This window comes from Bacillota bacterium, assembly GCA_013177945.1.
Classification (GTDB): domain Bacteria; phylum Bacillota; class DSM-12270; order Thermacetogeniales; family Thermacetogeniaceae; genus Ch130.
The window spans coordinates 110565-131000 of record JABLXW010000001.1; the positions used below are offsets into that span (position 1 = coordinate 110565).

20 protein-coding genes are annotated in these 20436 nt (G+C 50.4%); 18 read left to right on the forward strand and 2 right to left on the reverse strand.

What is annotated here, in order from left to right:
• Positions 1–204: 204 nt before the first annotated feature.
• Positions 205–1953 carry an adenosylcobalamin-dependent ribonucleoside-diphosphate reductase gene (locus HPY58_00540; protein NPV28144.1) on the reverse strand — a complete coding sequence of 583 codons (1749 nt, stop codon included), beginning with the start codon at positions 1951–1953 and terminating at the stop codon, positions 205–207.
• A 146-nt stretch (positions 1954–2099) separates the two neighbouring features.
• Between HPY58_00540 and rsmD the strand changes: the two genes are divergently transcribed.
• From rsmD to HPY58_00555, 3 genes are read left to right on the forward strand one after another with little or no spacing between them, the layout of a single operon-like run.
• On the forward strand, positions 2100–2651 hold the full coding sequence (rsmD, locus tag HPY58_00545; GenBank protein ID NPV28145.1) for a 16S rRNA (guanine(966)-N(2))-methyltransferase RsmD: 552 nt from the start codon (positions 2100–2102) through the stop codon (positions 2649–2651).
• 26 nt (positions 2652–2677) lie between these two features.
• The gene (gene coaD / locus HPY58_00550) at positions 2678–3169 is read left to right on the forward strand and encodes a pantetheine-phosphate adenylyltransferase (protein ID NPV28146.1); all 492 of its coding nucleotides are present in this window, start codon (positions 2678–2680) and stop codon (positions 3167–3169) included.
• An 18-nt stretch (positions 3170–3187) separates the two neighbouring features.
• Positions 3188–3634, forward strand: coding sequence for an ATPase (locus HPY58_00555; protein ID NPV28147.1), 447 nt, complete (start codon positions 3188–3190; stop codon positions 3632–3634).
• 7 nt (positions 3635–3641) lie between these two features.
• Here the strand turns inward: HPY58_00555 and HPY58_00560 are convergent, their stop codons facing one another.
• Complete coding sequence (locus tag HPY58_00560) at positions 3642–4844, reverse strand: sporulation integral membrane protein YlbJ (protein ID NPV28148.1); 1203 nt, start codon at positions 4842–4844, stop codon at positions 3642–3644.
• 434 nt (positions 4845–5278) lie between these two features.
• Between HPY58_00560 and pta the strand changes: the two genes are divergently transcribed.
• From pta to smc, 15 genes are all read left to right on the forward strand, one after another.
• A complete protein-coding gene (gene pta / locus HPY58_00565; GenBank protein NPV28149.1) occupies positions 5279–6313 on the forward strand; it encodes a phosphate acetyltransferase in 1035 nt (344 codons plus the stop codon).
• 129 nt (positions 6314–6442) lie between these two features.
• On the forward strand, positions 6443–7828 hold the full coding sequence (locus HPY58_00570) for an acetate kinase (protein ID NPV28150.1): 1386 nt from the start codon (positions 6443–6445) through the stop codon (positions 7826–7828).
• Positions 7829–7946: 118 nt separating this feature from the next.
• The gene (locus HPY58_00575) at positions 7947–8477 is read left to right on the forward strand and encodes a DUF177 domain-containing protein (protein ID NPV28151.1); all 531 of its coding nucleotides are present in this window, start codon (positions 7947–7949) and stop codon (positions 8475–8477) included.
• A 5-nt stretch (positions 8478–8482) separates the two neighbouring features.
• A complete protein-coding gene (gene rpmF / locus HPY58_00580) occupies positions 8483–8656 on the forward strand; it encodes a 50S ribosomal protein L32 (protein NPV28152.1) in 174 nt (57 codons plus the stop codon).
• A gap of 141 nt (positions 8657–8797) precedes the next feature.
• Entirely contained in the window at positions 8798–9388 is a 591-nt protein-coding gene (fapR, locus tag HPY58_00585) for a transcription factor FapR (protein NPV28153.1), read from the forward strand.
• Positions 9372–10379: a phosphate acyltransferase PlsX gene (plsX, locus tag HPY58_00590; protein ID NPV28154.1), complete on the forward strand. Its 1008-nt coding sequence runs from the start codon at positions 9372–9374 to the stop codon at positions 10377–10379. The genes fapR and plsX overlap by 17 nt, the downstream gene beginning before the upstream one ends.
• Position 10380: 1 nt before the next feature.
• Positions 10381–11361, forward strand: a complete 981-nt coding sequence (locus tag HPY58_00595) for a ketoacyl-ACP synthase III (protein NPV28155.1) — start codon at positions 10381–10383, stop codon at positions 11359–11361.
• 13 nt (positions 11362–11374) lie between these two features.
• Complete coding sequence (fabK, locus tag HPY58_00600; GenBank protein ID NPV28156.1) at positions 11375–12319, forward strand: enoyl-[acyl-carrier-protein] reductase FabK; 945 nt, start codon at positions 11375–11377, stop codon at positions 12317–12319.
• Positions 12312–13253: an ACP S-malonyltransferase gene (gene fabD / locus HPY58_00605; GenBank protein ID NPV28157.1), complete on the forward strand. Its 942-nt coding sequence runs from the start codon at positions 12312–12314 to the stop codon at positions 13251–13253. Before fabK ends, fabD begins: the two co-directional genes overlap by 8 nt.
• Before the next feature lies 1 nt (position 13254).
• On the forward strand, positions 13255–14001 hold the full coding sequence (gene fabG, locus HPY58_00610; GenBank protein NPV28158.1) for a 3-oxoacyl-[acyl-carrier-protein] reductase: 747 nt from the start codon (positions 13255–13257) through the stop codon (positions 13999–14001).
• Between the two features lie 30 nt (positions 14002–14031).
• A complete protein-coding gene (acpP, locus tag HPY58_00615) occupies positions 14032–14277 on the forward strand; it encodes an acyl carrier protein (GenBank protein ID NPV28159.1) in 246 nt (81 codons plus the stop codon).
• 80 nt (positions 14278–14357) lie between these two features.
• On the forward strand, positions 14358–15614 hold the full coding sequence (gene fabF, locus HPY58_00620) for a beta-ketoacyl-ACP synthase II (protein NPV28160.1): 1257 nt from the start codon (positions 14358–14360) through the stop codon (positions 15612–15614).
• 32 nt (positions 15615–15646) lie between these two features.
• Positions 15647–16363, forward strand: a complete 717-nt coding sequence (locus HPY58_00625) for a ribonuclease III (GenBank protein ID NPV28161.1) — start codon at positions 15647–15649, stop codon at positions 16361–16363.
• Positions 16364–16493: 130 nt separating this feature from the next.
• A complete protein-coding gene (locus HPY58_00630) occupies positions 16494–16754 on the forward strand; it encodes a stage V sporulation protein S (GenBank protein ID NPV28162.1) in 261 nt (86 codons plus the stop codon).
• Between the two features lie 9 nt (positions 16755–16763).
• Positions 16764–20342 (forward strand): chromosome segregation protein SMC, encoded by a 3579-nt coding sequence (smc, locus tag HPY58_00635; GenBank protein ID NPV28163.1) that lies wholly within the window; start codon positions 16764–16766, stop codon positions 20340–20342.
• Positions 20343–20436 lie beyond the last annotated feature (94 nt).

The window sequence follows — 20436 nt, forward strand, 5'->3', positions numbered from 1 at the left end:
ACGCTCGCAGAGCGAACTCAATGACGGTGGGAGAGGAGAAACTGGAGGAAGAGCTCATGGGGGAGGGTTTTCTGTAACCTCTGCACCAACAGAAGCCACGTTGCCTGGTTCGGGGTCCCCCTCCCCATGAAGACCCTTTGCCATTACCTATTCTGTACAATTACAACGAATTTATACATTTTTTCTTGTGGTAATTTATACCATTTAACTGGGATCTTCGCAACCGGTGCAAATCCACCGCGAAGAACAGGATAGGGAGGGTTTCTCTCCTAAATCTCCTAAAGTAATAACTCCAGGTTTACTCCCTGCCCGAAAAACTGTAATGCCTTTCAGCCTCCCCGTGAAAGCTCTTTTGTAGATGAAATCTAAATCCTCCACGGTGCTTGTTAGGGGAAGATTGATCGTTTTGGAAATCGCATTATCAACCTCCTGCTGGAGTTCGATCTGCATTGCCAGATGATCTTCTGGAGCAATTTCGTAAGCCCCTTTAAATAATTTTTGAAGCTGATCCGGGATTCCGGCCACTCCCTGACAGGAGCCCTTGGCAGCAACTTCATCTAAAGCCCTTTCCGGAACTCGATGCTGGTTGCAGAAATGGCGAAAAAGACTTGAAAAAACGGGGATTGTTCCTGCTTCCGTCTCTTTGCGGTAGGCAACTGCAAAAATCGGCTCGATTCCGTACCCTTCGGTGCCGGCAAGAAGGGTAATGGTTCCGGTAGGGGCGATGGTGATGCAGGAGGCGTTTCGCATGGGCTGTGTTGGATAAAAGATTGAGTCTTTCCACTGGGGAAAACACCCCTTTTCCCGCGCCAGTTGAGCTGAATAGCGGTATGCGGTCAGGCGGATGTGGCGGAGCACCTCCCTTGCCTTTTGGCGCCCTTCATGGCTGTCATACGGAAGCCGGAGCCGGATCAACAGATCGTGCAACCCCAAGACGCCAAGACCAACCTTTCTCGTGGCGCGGGACTTTTCCCCGATAAAAGCAAGCGGATACTGGGCGACATCAATCAGGTTATCGAGAAAGCGCAGGGCGACCTCTGTGATTGCGGCCAGTTCTTCCCAATTTATTTTTGCGATCCCCTTTTCGGCCGTCACTATTTGGGCAAGGTTGATGGAACCCAGCAGGCAGCTTTCTCCCGGTGAGAGAGGCTGTTCACCGCATGGATTGGTGGCGTTTAAAAGATTTCCCGGCACCGGATTCGCCTCTTGAAGCCGGTCAAGAAAAATTAAACCTGGATCTCCACACGCCCAGGCGGCATTGACAATCGCCTCCCATAAATCTCGGGCTTTTACGGTTCTCCTTGTTTCCCCCCTAAACTTGAGGCTCCATTCTCCTTGGTTAAATACGGCCTCCATAAAGGAATCAGTGATTCCCACAGAAAGGTTAAAATTTTCTAAGCCGCCTTCCTTTTTGGCATTGATAAAATCAAAAATTTCGGGGTGATCCACGTTGAGAATTCCCATGAAGGCGCCTCTCCGGATGCCCCCTTGTTTTACCATTGCAGCCGAGGCGTCGTAGAGCCTGATCAACTCTACAACGCCGCTTGCCCTTCCTTTTGTGGAACGAATAAAATCTCCACGCGGCCGGATAGAACTGAAATTAAAGCCAACCCCTCCTCCCCATTTACAGACAAGGGCAGTTTGCTTCAAGGTTTCATACATGGACTCGAGGGAGTCCTCCACTGCCAGAACAAAACAGGCGCTCGGCTGCCAGGGCCGCTCCGGTTTTCCCACGTTGGCCCAGATGGGGGTGCTTGGGATAAATTTTTTCTGGTCGATGATCGCGGCGAACTTTTCTGCCCAAGAAGCCCGCTGAAGCGGTTTTTCGGCAAGTGCTGCCGCATTTGCTATCCTCCAAACGGCCTCTGCAGGGCTTTCGATCACTTTTCCGGTATCGTCTTTTTGGGCGTAACGACTTCGAAAAACGGCCCAGCCTGCCTCTGTAAGTTCCATGCAAGATGCTCCCCTTTCGAACCCTTTGCTTTGACTAAAAAAAGGGTTTCTCTCCTTCTGGTTTAATATTAATAAGCAAATCCTTTTTAGGGAAGTGTTTTCCTGGTTATTTAATGCTATAATTTCTTTCAGGATTACAATCTGGGGTGGAAAAACTGCGCGTGATCGGCGGAATTGCGAAGGGAAAACGGCTGAAAACCAGAAAGTCGAAGGATTTGAGACCCGCGACTGACTTTGTCAGAGAGGCTCTTTTCAATATCATTGCCCCACGGGTGCCAAACAGCATCTTTTTAGATCTCTTTGCAGGAACCGGAAGCATTGGAATTGAAGCGTTAAGCCGGGGGGCGCAAGAAGTTGTTTTCGTGGAAAAAGATCCCCAAAATGCTGACTTAATCCAGGAAAATTTGAAAATTACCAGATTTCTTGCCCAAGCGCAAATTTACAGGTGCGATGCTTTCAAGGCCCTTAATCTTTTAAAAAAGAGGGAATACGGGTTCGACCTGATCTTTGTTGACCCTCCCTTCAGACAGGGTTTAGTGGCACCAACTCTGAATTGCCTGTACCGGCTAAAACTTTTGCGTCCAGGGGGGTTGATTATTACCCGGAGCGCCTTCGGGGAGGAAATAACGGCAAACAGGTTGCCAGTTCGGGAGGAGAGGTATGGAGACAGTGTTCTGAGATTTTACTCCGGGGAGTAATTGCAATCACGAGGAAGGAGGTCATCATGAAAGTTGCGGTTTACCCTGGCAGTTTTGATCCGATCACTTACGGCCACCTGGATATCATCGAAAGGGCTGCCCTAATCTTTGATAAAGTTATTGTGGCTGTATGTATCAACCCCGGGAAACAACCCCTCTTTTCGATAGAAGAAAGGGTGGAGATGATCACGCGGGAGTGCAAGCACCTCCCAAATGTTGAGGTGGGATCTTTTAGAGGATTGTTGAGTGACTTTGTGCGCCAGCAGGAAGCTCGCGCCATTGTCCGGGGTCTGCGCGCGATCTCAGATTTTGAAAGCGAATTTCAAATGGCCCTGATGAACCGGAAGCTTAATCCTGCGGCGGAAACGGTCTTTCTGGTCTCGCAGCCGAAATATTCTTACTTAAGTTCAAGCATCGTCAAGGAGATCGCAAGCCTGGGTGGAGATGTCACGGGTTTTGTTTCAGATCAGGTAGCCTCACGACTGAAGGAAAAATTTCTGCAGAATTGCAAGCGGTAAGCAGACGGAGGTGGGAGGGTGGATATCTTCAAGGTCCTGGATGAATTTGAAAGCATCATCCAGAGCAGCAAAAAGGTGCCGATGACCGGTAAAATTTTAATCAGCGAAGAAGTGCTGCTTGATTTTCTAGACCGGATCAGAACAATTTTACCGGAGGAAATTCGCCAGGCTAAATTGTTGAGCAGGGAAAGAGAAAGAGTAATTCAAGAGGCCCGCGAAGAGGCAGAACGGATCCTCGCCGAGGTTCGGGAAGAAGTTAACCGCTTGACCAGCGAAAGTGAATTGACGAAACAGGCCCAGGCAGCAGCCGAGGAAATTGTTTCCCAGGCAAGACGCGTTGCCAGGGAAATCCGCAACGGGGCAACGGAATATGCCGACGAGATTTTACGTCAGCTTGAAGGGAGTCTAGATCAAAACCTCTCTGTCATCCGCAGGGCGCGGGAAGAACTCAGCCAGATGAAGTGAGTACTGTTCAGCGAATGATAATTACTTTTTTTCGAAAAGATCTGGCAAAAGAGATGATGCAAAAGGTAATTGCTCCAGTCAGGAAAACCGCCGCCCAGACCAGAGGGTCCCGGGGAGAGATGGCTAAAATTGCTTGAACCGGGGAGCAGGTGAAGATGCAAGTCAGCGAAACCGCAATTGCAGCCTGGAGAAACCGCGTTAAAATGTAAGTCAAAATCCGGAGGTCGGTTCCTGCAACCATTCCTGCTACCTGAGCCTGAACGGCAAGTCCGTTCCATGCTAAAATTGCTTCGACCATCATCAGTTGTTGAAGTAGAGAACCGTTAACTTTGCTTGCTTCGTTGATTCCAATTGTAATTTCAAAAAAACCGTACAACAAAGGCCGGAATAAAGAAGGATCAAAATTGAAAAATGCGGCAAGGGGATTTAAAATCCTGGTAATTGCTGCAAACAAGCCCACCGCTTGGAGAATCCCTAGCAGTACCGAGAAGAGGGTGATGAAGCCTCCAATGGTGAGAAGAGTAATGGTTGTGCTGCGAATTGTCTCCCCCAGCAGGGCCCCGAAGCCCTGTTCTTTAAGCCGTGAAGCCTTTTGAAAGGCCCTGAGGGCGCTGGCTAAAAGGGATTCCTTTGACATTCCAGATCGCGGGGGATGACCAGGAGAAATCCGAGAAAAAAATTTGAGGATCACCCCGCATAAAAAATTCGAAAAGTAATGGATCCCGGCGATCAAGGGGCCCAGCGCCGGATTTTGAAACATTCCCGCGCTTACAGCCCCCAACATGAAGAGAGGGCTGGCATTGCTGGTGAAGGATAAAAGCCTTTCTCCTTCGTCCTTGGTGCAGAGGTTCGTCTGGCGCAGGCGAGCAGTAAGAACTGCACATAAAGGAAAACCCGAAAGGTAGCTCACGGCCAGAATAAATCCGCCGCTTCCCGGCAGATTGAAGAGGGGCCGCATTACCGGTTCCAGAAAGGTCCCGAAAAAAGCGATAAAGCCCAAATTCATGAGAAGATCAGAAATGATGAAAAAAGGGAGGAGGCTGGGCAGAACTATTTCCCACCACACCTCTAAACCCCGCCGGGCGGCCCGGAGGACAACGACAGGAAAGCAAATCATCCCGATGCCAAAACTTAGAAAGATGAAAATCCAGAAAAAAGATATGCCAGTTCTTCGGAGTTCAAAGTTGGAAAGCATTCTCCGTGCCAGCATTAAATATACCTCCCGGGTTATTAAAGGAAAAAACTTTTTCTCGGAAGGATTATACAAGCTCAATGTAGAAAGTAGACCTGGCAGTATAGCTTGAGACAGCAGGCTATCTAGAAAAATTTAAGCTGCAAAAAAAGAGTGGTTCCATTAAAACAATTATGATATAATATAAGCAACTCTACCCTGGAGACAGGCCATAGTCAATCCTAAATAACCGCGCATACTGAGAGCCTTCCTAACAAAAAATCTGCAACATTTCCAACACTTTTTTAACCCCAGGAATTGCTTTCGAATGCCAGTTTTCACTGGAAAAAAGAAAAGGGCGGGGCCGTTAACCGCCCGGGATACAGGATGCAAAGGCGGGAGAGATCGGTACGCTCTTCTAAAGTACCGATTATGGTATATGTTTTTATAATTTCATCAGGGAGGTAGAGTCGATGGCTGTCGTAGGACCCAAGCATCCCATCATGGAGTATGTGTGGGAGAGGGCCCGCCAGGGTCAAAAGCGCATCGTTCTTCCGGAAACGGAAGATGAAAGGACTTTGCTTGCCGCAGAAATGATCCACAAGGCGGGGCTGGCCAAGGTGATTCTGGTTGGGAAGGAGGATGAGGTTCGCAAGAAGGCCAAGGAGGCGGGAGCGAATATTGACGACCTGCCGGTAATCGATCCGGATAAGTACGAAAAGACCGAGGAATATGCCCAGAAATTAATGGAGATCAGGAAGGGAAAGATTGCGTCCCTTGATGAGGCAAGAAACTTGTTAAAGGATTATCTTTATTTCGGAGTTACAATGGTCAAGCTGGATGACGCCGACGGTATGGTTGCCGGGGCCAGTCATACCACAGCAGATGTTTTAAGACCTGCTTTTCAAATTATTAAAACAGCTCCCGGAATCTCAATTGCCTCTGCTTATTTTGCCATGATTGTGCCTGACTGTTCCTATGGGGAAAATGGATTCTTCCTCTATGCCGATTCCGGAGGTCATCCTAATCCCACCGCGGAGGAGCTTGCTGACATCGCAATTACCACCTGCTTGACCATCAAAAACATTTTCGGCGTGAAAGAGGCTTATGCTGCCATGCTCTCTTATTCGACAAAGGGAAGCGCCACCCACCCCATCGTTGACAAGGTGATTGAAGCCACCAAGATCGCCAATCAGAAGCGTCCCGATCTTTTCATTGACGGGGAACTGCAGGGAGATGCCGCCCTTGTTCCCGAAATCGGGAAAAAGAAGGCACCGGGCAGCCCTGTGGCAGGCCGTGCAAACTGCCTCATCTTCCCTGATCTGAACTGCGGAAACATCGCATATAAATTAACAGAGCGCCTGGCCAAGGCCGAGGCTTATGGACCACTGGTACAGGGTCTGGATAAGCCCATCAACGACCTTTCCCGGGGCTGCAAGCCGACCGACATCGTCAATGTTGCAGCAGTTGTGGCAGTAAAAGCAATGGTTCCGTACGGCACCCGCTAAATGAGGGCACATAAGCCTGCATGCTGTAAGAGGTTGAGAGGCTTTTTCTTGGGTAGCCCTGTCCAAGGCGCAGTCCCTTAAGCCTCTACCTGGGAATAATCAACGAATAAAAAAGGGGGAGAGAGTTAAATGAAAATTATGACCTTGAACTGCGGGAGTTCCTCCGCAAAGTACATGGTCTATGACTGGGATGCGAAAGAGATCATGTGCAAGGGAATTGTAGAACGGGTAACGATCGGGCAATCGTTCTGCGTCCACGAAGTGGCAGGAAGGGACGCTGTAAAGGTCGAGCATGAGTGCCCTACACACAGAGAGGCCGTACACCTGATCCTCGACCTCTTAGTAAGTCCTGAACACGGTGTCCTGAAGAGCGTCAAAGAGATTGATGCGGTAGGTCACCGTGTAGTTCACGGGGGCGAAAAGTTTGCGAAATCCGTAATAATCGATGACGAGGTACTGAATACCTTTAAAGAACTGCAAGATCTGGCTCCCTTGCATAACCCCCCAAACATTCTTGGCATCGAAGCAGCAAAGAGCCTCCTGCCAGACGTCCCCCACATGGCAGTCATGGACACCGCCTGGCACCAGACCATGCAGCCGCCCCAGTACATTTACGCCATTCCTTACGAATGGTACGAAAAGTACCGGGTGCGCCGCTATGGCTTCCACGGCACCTCCCTCTTGTATGTTTCAAAGCGGGCAGCGGTCCTGCTTGGGAGAGACCCCTTTGATGTCAACCTGGTCTGCCTCCACATCGGCAACGGTGTAAGCGCAAACGCCGTCAAGAAAGGAATTTCCTTTGACACCAGCATGGGCTTCACCCCACTTGAAGGTCTCGTCATGGGCACGCGGGCCGGAGATCACGATGCCGCCCTCGATTTCTACATTATGCAGAAAGAAGGTCTTTCCCCGAAGGAAATTGACAGCATCCTGAACAAGAAGAGCGGCATCTTTGGCATCACCGGGAAGTACACCGACCGGCGCGACGTTCTCGAAGCCATGGAAAAAGGTGACGAGCGGGCAAGGCTTGCCTTCGAAATCGAAAGCTACAGGATCAGGAAATATATCGGTGCGTACGCAGCAGCAATGGGTGGGGTCGATGCCATCGTCTGGACAGCAGGAGTCGGGGAAATGGCAGCCGACATCCGGGCGCGTGCTATGGAAGGTTTAGAATTTATGGGCATTAAATTTGACCCTGAGTTAAACAAGCTGGCGCGGACGAGGAACTCTGAATCGGACATCTCGGCCCCGGATTCCAAGGTTAAGATCTTCGTCATCCCAACGGACGAGGAACTCGTCTTTGTGGAAGACGTGGTCGCCCTCCTGGAGAACCGTTACGATGTCCATACCAACTTCAAGTATTCCTTTGAGAACCCTGAATACAGGAACAAGATGCGGGATGAAGAATTCGTGAAGCAGCTCCAGAAGAATCCGGATATGATCAGGGCCAGGGCAAAGGTTCCGGGGCGCACTCCAATTAAAGTTACGGTCAACGGCCAGGAAATGGAGATCTGATTTCAGGTAAAAAATAATTTTACCAGCCGAGGGGAAGGTTATTAACACCTTCCCCTCGTTCGTTGACACGGGGGTAGGCGACCGGTATAATGTGGGGTGATTAAAGGGAGTGATCTCAGTGAAAATCGATGTCAGTGAGCTGCGCAAGGTAAAGGGGCGTGTGGAAGAATTTGCCGGAAATCTCCCCGGTTTCACCGTTGATTTTCAGGGTGCTGCCATTGCCGTACGCGGCCTTAAGGTTTTGGGGAAAGCAACCAATACAGGAAAAGAAATTTTGGTTCAGGGAAATGTAGAGGCAAGAGCAGAACTGAACTGCAGTCTTTGCCTGAAGCCGTTTTTATTCGACCTGAAATTTCCCTTTACGGAGTCTTTTTTCAGGGTAGGGGATGCAGGATTAAAAAAAGAGGAGGGGTTAGGAAGAGTTTACGAAGGAGATACAATTGATTTAACCGAAGTCATCAACGAAGGCCTGATTTTATCTCTTCCCATGAAGCCGCTTTGCAAACCAGGTTGCCGGGGATTGTGTGCGGCCTGCGGCCTGGATTTGAATCTCGGAGAGTGCAACTGCGAGAAGCAGGAGGGAGACCCCAGGCTGATTGTGCTGGGAGAGCTATTGAAAAAAAATGCAAAAAATAATCAGGAGGTTTAAGAGAAATGGGTGTACCGAAAAGAAGAGTATCAAAGGCCCGGAAAAATAAACGGAGGGCAATGTGGAAAATAAGCGGCCCTACGGTGGTCCTCTGTCCCCACTGTCATGAACCGAAAATGGCGCATCGCATCTGCCCTGAGTGCGGCTACTACCGGGGCAAGGCGGTCTTGGAAAAATAAACTCCCAACAGGAAAAGCTCAAAAGACAAGAGGTTCTTCACAAAACCTGCTTGTCTTTTTTATTTCTTTGTAATATACTAAATTACAGGAATTTTTATTACCTGTTAATAATAATAGGTCATAAATAAGGTTGTTGAAATGATGAGGAAAAAGCGAACCCAGGAGAAACTGGAAAGGCACCAAAAGTTAACCACATATCTGCAGGAGAATCCGTTTTTAACAGACGAAGAGCTTGCCGACTTGCTGGCGGTAAGCGTCCCCACGGTCCGCCTGGACCGGCTTGAATTGGGAATTCCCGAACTGAGGGTGCGGACCAAAGAGGTTGCAGAACGGTTTTACGGGAAAATCCGGTCCCTCATGACAGGCGAACTGATTGGAGAACCCGTGGAAATCCAGATCGGAAAAAGGGGTGTTTCCGTACTTGAAGTAAGGAGGGACATGGTTTTTGCAAAAACGAAAATTCTGCGGGGCCACTACCTTTTTGCGCAGGCCAATTCCCTGGCCGTGGCTCTAATCAATGCCGAGGTGGTTTTAACCGGAAGTGCACGGGTCCGTTTCTTGAAACCTGTTTACTGGAAGGATAAGGTAACTGCCTGCGCCGAGGTGGTAACCCGGAAAGGAAACAGCTATCTGGTAAGGGTCAACTCGCGGGTAGGCAAGGAGGATGTTTTAAGGAGCCAGTTCACTGTTGTGGCAAAGGAGATGAAGGAGCTTTATGAAAGTTGCCGTTGACGCCATGGGGGGTGATTATGCTCCTGAGGAAATTGTTAAAGGGGCGGTTGAAGCAGTCGTAAAAGACGGGACCCAGATTATCCTGGTGGGGAAAAAGGAAAGGGTTCAAGCGGAATTAAATAAATACCACTACCCTCCTGAGTTGATATCCTGCGTTCATGCACCTGAGAGCATCGAGATGGATGAGGAGCCTGTACCGGCGGTCCGGAGAAAAAAAAATGCCTCCCTTGTGGTTGCCACAAGGCTTGTCAAGGAGAGAACCGCAGCAGCAATTGTCTCCGCCGGAAACACCGGGGCTCAAATGGCAGCTTCACTTTTTGAATTGGGCCGGATTCCGGGAGTCGAAAGGCCGGCTATCGCCACTGTTTTCCCTTCTCCTGGAGGCCCCAAAGTCTTGATCGATTCCGGGGCAAATGTAGACTGTAAAGCCCGCCACCTCGTCCAATTTGCCTGTTTGGGGAGCATCTATGCCCGGGAAGTGCTCGGGATCGAAAGCCCGCGGGTTGCCCTCCTCAATATCGGAAGCGAACCGAACAAAGGAAACGAAGCGGTTGTAGAGGCATTCCAAATTTTAGAAAAGACAAAGAATCTTTTATTTGCGGGAAATCTTGAAGGACGTGATTTTTTCACAGGAGATGTTGATGTTATTGTCTGCGATGGTTTTCTTGGCAATGTTGTTTTAAAGCTCACAGAAGGCCTGGTTGCAGCACTTTTCATGATGATCAGGTCGGAACTCAAAAAAAATCCCCTCCGGTCGCTCGGGGGAGTTTTGGTAAAACCGGGGTTTCGTGAGATTTTGCGGAAACTGGATTATACGGAATACGGAGGTGCACCCCTTTTGGGAGTGCAGGGGATAAGCATTATCTGCCACGGCAGTTCCCGAGCCAAGGCAATCCGGAACGCGATTCGTTTTGCGCAGGAAGCTGCCCGGAAAAACCTTTTGGAACTTGTTAAAAAGGGATTAGGGGGAAATCTTTGTGAGTCAGGTTAAGATGAGGGGTGTTGCAATCACAGGCCTGGGAAAACACCTGCCGGACCAGAGGCTTACAAACAGTGATTTAGAAAAAATGGTAGAAACAAGTGATGAATGGATTCTCTCGCGCACCGGAATCAAAGAAAGGCGGATTGCCGCACCGGATGAGCCCTCCTCAAGTCTGGCTTTAAAGGCTGCAGAAAAGGCCCTGTTCGAGGCAAGAGTTGAACCGGATCAGGTTGATTTGATTATCGTTGCAACTGTAACGCCGGACATGTTCTTCCCTTCCACAGCATGTCTGGTCCAGGCAGGTTTAGGGGCAACACATGCTGCAGCTTTTGACATCGAGGCAGCATGTCCGGGTTTCATTTATGCCTGTGCGGCAGGCTCCCAGTTCGTTGCCACAGGGATGTACAACTGCGTTCTGGTTATCGGAGTCGATACCCTAAGCAAGATTGTCAACTGGACAGACCGAAGCACCTGCGTTTTGTTCGGCGACGGAGCAGGAGCTGCGGTTCTCCAGCCTGCTCCTGAACATAAGGGATTTCTCTCTTTCGTTCTCGGCGCTGATGGAACGGGGGAAGATTTCCTCAAAATGCCTGCCGGCGGTTCCCGCTTTCCGGCCTCTCCCGAAACCGTTGCAAGCCGGCTCCATACCATCCACATGAACGGAAACGAAGTCTTCAAATTCGCGGTGCGGGCAATGCCCGAAGCGGCTCTGGAAAGCCTGGCCCGCGCCGGCCTCAGAGCCGACCAGGTGGATCTTTTGATCCCCCATCAGGCGAATCTGCGGATCATCGAAGCAGCACGTAAAAGGATGGGGCTTCCTCCGGAAAAAGTTTTTGTGAATCTGGAGAAATACGGAAACACTTCGGCAGCATCGATTCCCGTTGCCTTGACCGAAGCCGTCGAAGAGGGGAAAATCAGGGAGGGCTCCGTCGTTGTTTTAACAGCCTTCGGGGCTGGATTCACCTGGGCTGCGTGCACTTTGCGGTGGTAGGGAGGGGATTGAAATGCTGAAAACACCTTTGTGCGATTTGCTTGAAATTGAATACCCCATTCTGCAGGGGGGGATGGCCTGGGTTGCGACGGCGGAACTGGCAGCCGCCGTCTCCCAGGCGGGGGGTTTGGGGATCATCGGAGCCGGCAACGCGGAGCCTGAAGCCGTCCGGGCCGAAATCAGGAAGGCAAAGTCTCTGACCAGCCGCCCCTTTGGAGTAAATATTTACTACATGTCGCCTCATGTAGAAGAACTGATCGATCTGGTTATTACCGAGAGGGTTCCCGTAATTACAACCGGGGCAGGCAATCCCGGCAAGCACCTCCCCCGCTTAAAAGAGGCGGGGATTAAGGTGATCCCCGTTGTAGCTTCTGTTGCCCTGGCAAAGCGTCTTGAACGCACTGGAGTAGACGCGCTCATTGCCGAGGGCATGGAATGCGGCGGCCACATTGGCGAAATCACAACGATGGCTCTGGTTCCCCAGATCGTGGATGCCGTGAGGATTCCGGTTATTGCCGCAGGCGGGATTGCCGATGGAAGAGGGCTGGCCGCTGCCCTTGCCCTCGGCGCGGTAGGTGTTCAAATAGGAACGCGCTTTATCTGCGCCTCCGAGTGTGTAGTGCATCCCAATTACAAACAGGCGATCCTCAAGGCCGGCGACAGAGATACGGTAGTCACAGGTTATCCCGGCCATTATGTGAGGGTTTTGAGAAACAAACTGGCACGCCAGTTCGAAGAACTGGCGAAACGCGGGGCCTCTCCTGAGGAGTTTCAAGAACTGGGGACAAATAGACTGCGAGCCGCTGTGATTGAGGGAGACGTTGAAACGGGATCTCTGATGGCGGGCCAAAGCGCTGCGCTTGTCAAAAAAATCGAGCCGGCTGAAATGGTTATTAAAGAAATTATCCAGGAGGCAGAGGAGGTCATCAAAAGACTCGGGGTGCTTGCAAATGGGTAAAAGGGTGTTTGTTTTCCCCGGCCAGGGTTCCCAGTACGTAGGGATGGGGGCGGAGCTTTTCAGGAGCGAGCCTGAAGCGGCGAATGTTTTCAGGCAGGCAGAGCAGATTTTAGGTTATCCGCTTGCCCGGTTATGTTTTGAGGGGCCGCCGGAAACTTTGAACAAAACCGGCTTTACGCAACCTGCCGTCTTCACGACAAGCATTGCTGCTTTTGAGGTTTTAAAAAAGCACGGGATTTCTTGCGATGCTGTTGCGGGTCACAGCGTGGGAGAATACTCCGCCCTTGTTGCAGCAGATGTTTTAAGCTTTCCCGATGCCTTAAAAATCGTCCAAAAGCGGGCCCAGTTAATGGAAAAGGCCCTTTTAGAAAAACAGGGCGGAATGGCTGCAATCCTCGGCCTTGAACGAGAAGCAGTAGAAGAAATCTGCCGCCAGGCTCGGGCGAAGGGAGTTGTGCAGCCGGCAAATTTCAATGCACCGGGGCAGGTTGTAATCTCAGGCGAAAAGGGGGGACTGGAGGAAGCCTTTGTTTTAGCACGCCGGGCCGGTGCAAAAAAAATCATTCCTCTGCCGGTAAGCGGCCCTTTTCATTCTTCTTTTATGGAGGAAGCGGCACAGGAACTGGCGCTCTATCTCGAGCAGTTTTCTTTTTCCCCGCCGCGGGTTCTTTATGTGGCAAATGTGAACGGAAGCTACGTCTCGAATCCGGCAGCAATCAAATCACTTCTGGCAGAGCAGGTTAAAAGTGCCGTTTACTGGGAAGAATCGATAAAAAGATTGCACCTGGATGGGCACCGTACTTTTATCGAAGTTGGGCCGGGCCGGGTTCTCTCCGGCTTAATTAAAAGGATCGTTTCCGATGCAAGGACCTTTCATGTTGAAGACAGAACTTCCCTGGAAAAGGTGCTTGCACAATTAAGGGGGACTGTTTAAAATGATTTTAGAAAATCGGGTTGCTTTAGTAACGGGTGCTTCGCAGGGCATCGGGCGGGCAATTGCTCTGGCTCTGGCTCGGGCAGGCGCCCGGGTAGCGGTGAATTTTTACCCGGACCAGGAGGAAAAAGCCGCGCAGGTTGTAGCCGAAATCGAAAAACTGGGCGGGAAAGGTTTTACGGTTCCTGCAGATGTCAGGAGCAAGCCGGCTGTGGAAGAAATGGTGGAAACGATCCAGAAACATTTCGGCAGCCTTGACATCCTCGTTAACAACGCGGGAATTACAAGGGATCAGTTGCTCCTCCGGATGAAGGATCAGGACTGGGAAGATGTTCTCTCCACCAATTTAACCGGGGTGTTTTACTGCACCCGTGCCGCTTTAAAGCTGATGCTCAAGCAGCGGTGGGGAAGGATTATCAACATTGCCTCGGTAATAGGAGTTACAGGCAACGCGGGGCAGGCTAATTACGGCGCGGCAAAGGCAGGAGTCATCGGCTTCACAAAATGCGTTGCCCGGGAGGTGGCCACGCGGGGGATTACCGTAAACGCCGTGGCACCAGGTTACATTGAAACAGAAATGACCGAAAAAATACCGCCGGAAGCAAAAGAGGAACTGCTGCGGAGAATTCCCCTGGGAAGAGCCGGAAAGCCGGATGATGTTGCCGGAGTGGTTGTATTTTTAGCTTCTCCTGGTGCAGATTATATTACCGGGCAGGTAATACATGTCGATGGAGGAATGGTCATATGATCTGGAAAGCGGGAGGGAGGTGAAAGGTGGATGGCCGAGTATGATGAAAAGGCAATTTTTGAAAAGGTGAAATCGATCATTGTGGAGCAGCTTGGTGTGGAGGAAGATGATGTTACTCCCGAGACCACTTTTGAAGAACTGAACGCAGACTCTCTGGACATTGTAGAACTAATCATGGCACTGGAAGAGGAGTTCGATCTGGAGATTCCCGACGAGGAAGCTGAAAAAATCCTCACCGTAGGAGCAGCCGTCGAATATATCAAAGAGAATCAGTAAACCAGGGTCCCGTGGGAAAACTACGGGACTTTCTAAGTTTGAGTTCTTTTCTCGATCCCATATGAAAGGATTAAGATTTTATGGCTAAGGTCACAAGGGAACAAGTCGTTGTTACGGGCCTTGGTGTAGTTTCCCCGGTTGGGATTGGTAAAGAATCTTTCTGGTCTTCCCTGGTGCAGGGGAGATCCGGTGTGGGCACCATCACACGCTTCGATCCTTCTTCTTTTGCCAGCCGAATTGCCGCGGAAGTTAAGGACTTTAACCCCGAAGCTTACCTGGAGAAGAAGGAAGCAAAGAGAATGGACCGTTTCACCCAGTTCGGAGTCGCAGCTGCAAAACTCGCGTTAGAAGATGCTGCACTTGATCTGGAAAAAGAAGACTTAGATCGGGTGGGTGTTTTTATCGGCTCCGGAATCGGTGGAATTGAAACCCTTGAAGAACAGCTGCGCCTCCTCATCGCCAAAGGACCCAGCCGGATCAGTCCCTTTTTTGTCCCCATGATGATCAGCAACATGGCTGCAGGGCAGATCGCCATTTGCCTGGGACCGAAAGGACCAAACATGACGCTTGTAACCGCCTGCGCCTCGGGGACAAACGCCATAGGGGAGGCCTTTCGGGTCCTGCAAAGGGGAGAGGCAGATGTGATGCTTGCCGGGGGAACGGAGGCTCCCATCACTCCAATTGCCCTCGGCGGCTTCTGCGCAATGCGTGCCATGTCCACCCGTAATGACGAACCTGCCCGCGCCAGCCGCCCCTTTGATCGGCAAAGAGACGGCCTGGTGATTGGGGAAGGAGCAGGAGTTCTGGTTCTTGAAACTCTATCCCACGCCCTGGCAAGAAAAGCAAGGATTTATTGCGAAATTTCAGGATATGGAACCACAGCAGATGCTTACCACATCACCGCTCCCGATCCCGACGGTGCCGGAGCCGCCCGCGCCATAAGGCTAGCCCTGCTTGATGCCAACATATCCCCCGAAAGCGTGGATTACATTAACGCGCATGGCACTTCTACAGAGTTAAATGATAGAATAGAAACCCTGGCGATCAAAAACGTCCTGGGAGAGCACGCCTACCGGATTCCGGTCAGCTCAATCAAGTCCATGATCGGGCACCTGATGGGGGCGGCGGGAGCTGTTGAAGCAATCGCGACAGTTCTCACGATTGCCAGCGATTTGGTTCCGCCAACGATTAACTACGAGTTTCCGGACCCCGAGTGCGACCTGGACTATGTCCCCAATCAGGCGCGGGCGCATTCCGTCAGGGTTGCACTTTCTAATTCCTTTGGTTTTGGCGGTCACAATGCAGTTCTGGTTTTTCAAAAATTTCAGAGCGATTAACGCACCTCCCTTGAGGGAGGCAGGGTACCTGTATGGAAATAAACAGCCGCAGAAAGCTGGACCAGTTCCAAAAAATAATAAACATCCGCTTCAACCGGCCAGAGCTTCTCGAAAGGGCGCTCACCCACCCTTCTTATGCTGCCGAACATACCGGAGGAAAAAACCATAACCAGCGGCTGGAATTCCTCGGCGATGCCATTTTAAGTTCGGTTATTGCCGATTATCTCTACCACCATTATCCCGAACAGCCGGAAGGCCAGCTTACAAAAATGAGGGCAGCGGTTGTGTGCGAGCCTACCCTTGCCCGGCTGGCCGCACATCTTAAGCTGGGAAACTACCTTCGTCTCGGGCGGGGGGAAGAGCTTTCGGGAGGAAGAACGCGCCCTTCCAATCTTGCCGATGCCCTGGAGGCTCTTACAGGAGCTATTTTCCTGGATCAGGGTTGGGAAAGGGTCCGTGATTTTATATATAATTTATTTAAAGAAGAAATTGAAAAAACGGCGCGGGGTTTTTATCCGGACTATAAAACATCTCTGCAAGAACTCATTCAGCAGCAGAATAATGGAAAGCTGCAGTACGTTGTTTTATCTGAATCCGGGCCCGATCACGCAAAGCAATTTACTTCGGGAGTCATCTGGCGCGGCCAGATGCTGGGGAGGGGGAGTGGAAAATCAAAAAAGGAGGCCGAACAACAGGCGGCAAGGGCTGCCCTGGAGTACCTGAAGAACCAGAAGGTTAAAAAATCCTGAGATTGTGGAGATGATGCAAGGCAGGAATTTTAGCAACTCCGTCGAATATACATGTAAAAAGCCGGGTTAATTTCACCCGATTATCAAGGTCAAATTTGGTAACTTCAGAAGTACAAAGGAGGAAATAATGGTGGAAGTGCTCAAAGTTTCTGCTCAATCGAATCCTAAATCAGTTGCGGGTGCACTTACTGCTGTTTTAAGGGAAAAAGGAACCGCGGAAATTCAGGCTGTAGGTGCTGGCGCTGTAAATCAAGCTGTAAAAGCAATCGCGATAACCAGAGGCTTTATTGCCCCCAATGGCATCGACCTTGTTGCAGTACCGGCTTTCGTGGAAATTACAATTGACGGTGAGGAGCGAACGGCGATTAAATTCATTGTGGAGCCCAGATAAAGGTATCCGATGTACTTAAACCGCCTGGAAATCCAAGGTTTCAAGTCATTTGCCGATCGCGTTGAAGTGGAATTCGGACCGGGTATAACGGTTATTGTGGGCCCGAACGGTTGCGGAAAAAGCAACCTGATCGAGGCCGTGCAGTGGGTGCTGGGAGAACAAAATGTGAGGGCCCTGCGGGGCTACAAAATGGACGACGTAATTTTTTCGGGCACCACAAGACGCCGTTCTCTCGGCATGGCTGAAGTTTCAATAACTCTGGACAACACGACAGGCGTTTTGCCCCTTCCTTACCAGGAAGTTCGCATTACGCGCCGCGTTTACAGGTCGGGGGAGAGTGAATATTTCATCAACAAGTCACCCTGCCGGCTGCGCGATATCCAGGAGCTTTTTTCTGCCTGTGGTATCGGGCGGGCGGCTTTTTTTGTTATTCCTCAAGGGAAAATCGAGGAATTTGTTTTCCTCCACCCCGAGGAGCGGAGGCTTTATCTGGAGGAGGCAGCGGGGGTAAGCAAGTACCAGCGGAGGAAAGCCGAGGCCGTCAAAAAGCTGGAAGAAACGGAAAAAGACCTGGTGCGGCTCCGGGACATATTAGAGGAGCTGGAGAGACAGCGCCTCCCCCTCGCCGAGCAGGCAAAAACAGCCGAACTCTACCATCAGCTCCGGCACGAACTCCGGAGTTTAGAGGTGCGCTTGCTGGAGGAGCGATATTTCAAAGTAAAAAAAAGAAAAGAATTTATCACGAAGACATACCAGGAAACAGGAAGCTCCCTGGCGCAGAAGCAGCAGAGGATGGCTCCTCTGGAAGAAGAACTGAAAAATTTAAGAACCGGCCTCCATGAAAGAGGAGAAAAAATCTCTCAAATTGAAAGAGACTGCGAAGAACTTCAAAAGTATGTTCAGGATTTGAGTATTTTAAAGGTTCGCTGCGAAGAAAGGCTTGCTTCCGCCTCCTCGCGCAAAAAAGAACTGGAATCTCAAATCCTTTCCCTCGCCCAAAAAGACGCAGAGGGAAGAGGGGAACTCAGGGGCCTGGAGGAAGAACTCAAGCGGCGTCTCAAGCAAAAAGACGACCTCGAACAACATCACGACCACCTGGAAAAGGAGAAAAACAGCTGGGAAGAGAAAAGGAACCGGATAAATCAAGACTGGGAGCTCGCAAACAGGGAGTTCCTGGAAGCCTCTCATAAAAAAGCTTCTCTTATCAGCCGCATCCAGGAGGTTAAAAATCAAAAAGAAATGCTCAGGCAGCGCCAGGAAAACATTGAGAAAAGGGGAGAGGAAGAGAAAAGGCGGGTTGCTGAGCTGAAGGAGCAGATTCAGGAACGAACCCGGCGTTGCCACTCTCATGCCTCCTCGCTGCAGAAGGTTCTGCAGGAAATTTCCCTGCACCAATCACGGCTTCAAAACCTGAGAAATGAAAAAGAAAAACTTGCCTCCTCCATTCGGAAAGTGCTTGAAAAAATTCAAGGAGCAGAGATGCGCCTCGGCTTTCTAAAAGAAGCCGAAGAGGCCAGAGATGGCTACGAAAAAGGCGTGAGGGAGATCCTGCGCGCTCTGGCCGAAGGAATTCTCTCCCGCCGTGAAATTTTGGGTTTGGTTGAAGAAATTTTTTCAATCGAATCTGAATATACGGCAGCGCTGGATGTGGCGCTGGGCCGTGCCGCTCATTACTTTGTTTGCACAACACCAGAGGCCGCCCACCGGGGCGTTGACTACCTGAAGTCTCTTGGTGCAGGAAGGGCCAGCTTCCTTCCCTTGACCGCGCTTGCCCGCTGGGCAGAAAAGGAGCATCTTCCGCGGTTTAAAGATGAATCAAAAATTCTCGGCCGGGCCGCAGATCTTGTCAGGTGCAGCCCAGAGTACCGGAATGTTGCTGAGTTCCTGTTGGGACGCACTTTCTTTGCCAGAGACTTGAAAAGTGCAAGACATTTCGCCGAAAGCAACCAGTACCGGGTCCGCGTTGTCACACTTGAAGGGGATCTTATCCAGCCCGGGGGTTTAATTACAGGAGGAAAACTAAGTCCCCGTTTTTCCGCCTCTTTCCACCGGAAGCAGGAAATCGCCCGGATTTCAGCTCAACTTTTCAAAGATCAGCAAGGTCTTGAGCTCCTCAAGAAGCAGGAGGAGTGCTTAAATTCGGAAATCAGTCACCTTGAAAGAAAACTCAGGGAGCTGGAAAGCCTCCGGCTTTCCCGGGAGATGGAAAAAAGCGAGGAAGAGCAACAGCTGTTTTTCTTAACCCAAGAGTTAAAGCAGCTGACCGAATTCACCCAAAAACTTTTTTCCGAAGGTGAAGTCCGCGGCCAGCTGGAGAACCTGGATCAACTGGTTGCCGGTTTAGAGCAGGAGCTTGCGGAGATTCTAGAAAAAGAAAGAGGCCTTGAAAGAAGGCGGGGAGAGGTTGAAGAAGCGCGCCTCTTTTGCGAAAAAAAACTCCAGGCGCTCGAGAAGGAAATTACAGCTTTGAAGGTCGAACTGGGCTCTTTAAACCAGGAACTCAAGCACCTGGCCCAGAGAAAATGTCAGATCCAAGATCTGCTAACCCAGCAGGATGGCCTCATTGAAAAGCTCAAAGGAGAGCTTGAAAAAGTCAGCCAGGAAATGCAAGAACTGCAAAACCAGGAAAGGGAAACCCGGGAAAAATTGAGCGAGATCGAAAACAAAAGAAACATTTTGGAAGGCGAACTTTCTTTCAGGAAAAAACAGTTTCGGGCCAGAAAGGCATATTTAACTGCAAAAGAGAAAAGATATCAAAAAATAAAGCAAAAAATTGGGCAGTACCAGCAGCAACTGCGCAGTATGGAGCTTCAACTAAATCATTTAGAAGAACAAACTGAACAACTTCTAACCGAGGCCCGCGAATACGGAGTCGACCTCCGGGAAATCAAAAACAGCAGGGAGATGGGGGATCAGGAGAAGAATCTCATTAAAGAAAAAATTGCGGAATTAAAAGAAAGATTGGAGTCTCTTGGTGAAGTCAATTTTACCGCACCCGGTGAACTCCGCGCCCTTGAAGAAAGATTAAGTTTTCTCCGCCAGCAAAAAAAGGACCTGGAAGAAGGAAAGGAGGCCCTCCACCGGGTGATCAGGGAAATGGATCAAATTGTGGTAAGCCGTTTCCAAAAAACCTACCGGGAAGTCAGGGAAAATTTCGAAGAAATCTTTTCGATCCTCTGCGAGGGTGGAAGAGCCGAACTCCTGCTTACCGATGAAAAAAATCCTCTGGAAGCCGGTCTGGAGGTAGTGGTTTTGCCCCGGGGGAAAAAGCCGCGCCACCTCTCCCTTTTATCGGGAGGGGAAAAGGCCCTGGCAGGCATCACCTTCCTCTTTGCCCTGTTAAAAACGCGCCCGAGCCCTTTTTATTTCCTGGATGAGATCGAGGCATTCCTTGATGAGGCGAACATCGCCCGTTTCACGAATTTTCTTAAAAAAATGGGGGAAAGTTCTCAGCTTATCCTTATTTCCCACCGTTACCAGACAATGCAGGTCGCCGATACCCTCTACGGGATCACCATGGAGGAGCCTGGAATTTCCAAGATAGTTTCTGTCAATCTTACTGATTCAAAATGGGTAAGGGCAGGCTGAATTTGTTTACCGGACCAAGGGGTGCCTTCTGCGGCACCCTTTTTCAGCTTTTTACAGTCCGGCTCTAATTGAGCAGGCCTTTCTGGTTGTGGTA

Bases quoted from the DNA above. Each gene is read 5' to 3' on its own strand.
- HPY58_00540 (NPV28144.1), bottom strand. From the start codon at position 1,953: ATGGAACTTACAGAGGCAGGCTGGGCCGTTTTTCGAAGTCGTTACGCC.
- coaD (NPV28146.1), top strand. From the start codon at position 2,678: ATGAAAGTTGCGGTTTACCCTGGCAGTTTTGATCCGATCACTTACGGC.
- HPY58_00560 (NPV28148.1), bottom strand. From the start codon at position 4,844: ATGCTGGCACGGAGAATGCTTTCCAACTTTGAACTCCGAAGAACTGGC.
- pta (NPV28149.1), top strand. From the start codon at position 5,279: ATGGCTGTCGTAGGACCCAAGCATCCCATCATGGAGTATGTGTGGGAG.
- HPY58_00570 (NPV28150.1), top strand. From the start codon at position 6,443: ATGAAAATTATGACCTTGAACTGCGGGAGTTCCTCCGCAAAGTACATG.
- rpmF (NPV28152.1), top strand. From the start codon at position 8,483: ATGGGTGTACCGAAAAGAAGAGTATCAAAGGCCCGGAAAAATAAACGG.
- fapR (NPV28153.1), top strand. From the start codon at position 8,798: ATGAGGAAAAAGCGAACCCAGGAGAAACTGGAAAGGCACCAAAAGTTA.
- plsX (NPV28154.1), top strand. From the start codon at position 9,372: ATGAAAGTTGCCGTTGACGCCATGGGGGGTGATTATGCTCCTGAGGAA.
- HPY58_00595 (NPV28155.1), top strand. From the start codon at position 10,381: ATGAGGGGTGTTGCAATCACAGGCCTGGGAAAACACCTGCCGGACCAG.
- fabK (NPV28156.1), top strand. From the start codon at position 11,375: ATGCTGAAAACACCTTTGTGCGATTTGCTTGAAATTGAATACCCCATT.
- fabD (NPV28157.1), top strand. From the start codon at position 12,312: ATGGGTAAAAGGGTGTTTGTTTTCCCCGGCCAGGGTTCCCAGTACGTA.
- fabG (NPV28158.1), top strand. From the start codon at position 13,255: ATGATTTTAGAAAATCGGGTTGCTTTAGTAACGGGTGCTTCGCAGGGC.
- acpP (NPV28159.1), top strand. From the start codon at position 14,032: ATGGCCGAGTATGATGAAAAGGCAATTTTTGAAAAGGTGAAATCGATC.
- fabF (NPV28160.1), top strand. From the start codon at position 14,358: ATGGCTAAGGTCACAAGGGAACAAGTCGTTGTTACGGGCCTTGGTGTA.
- HPY58_00625 (NPV28161.1), top strand. From the start codon at position 15,647: ATGGAAATAAACAGCCGCAGAAAGCTGGACCAGTTCCAAAAAATAATA.
- smc (NPV28163.1), top strand. From the start codon at position 16,764: ATGTACTTAAACCGCCTGGAAATCCAAGGTTTCAAGTCATTTGCCGAT.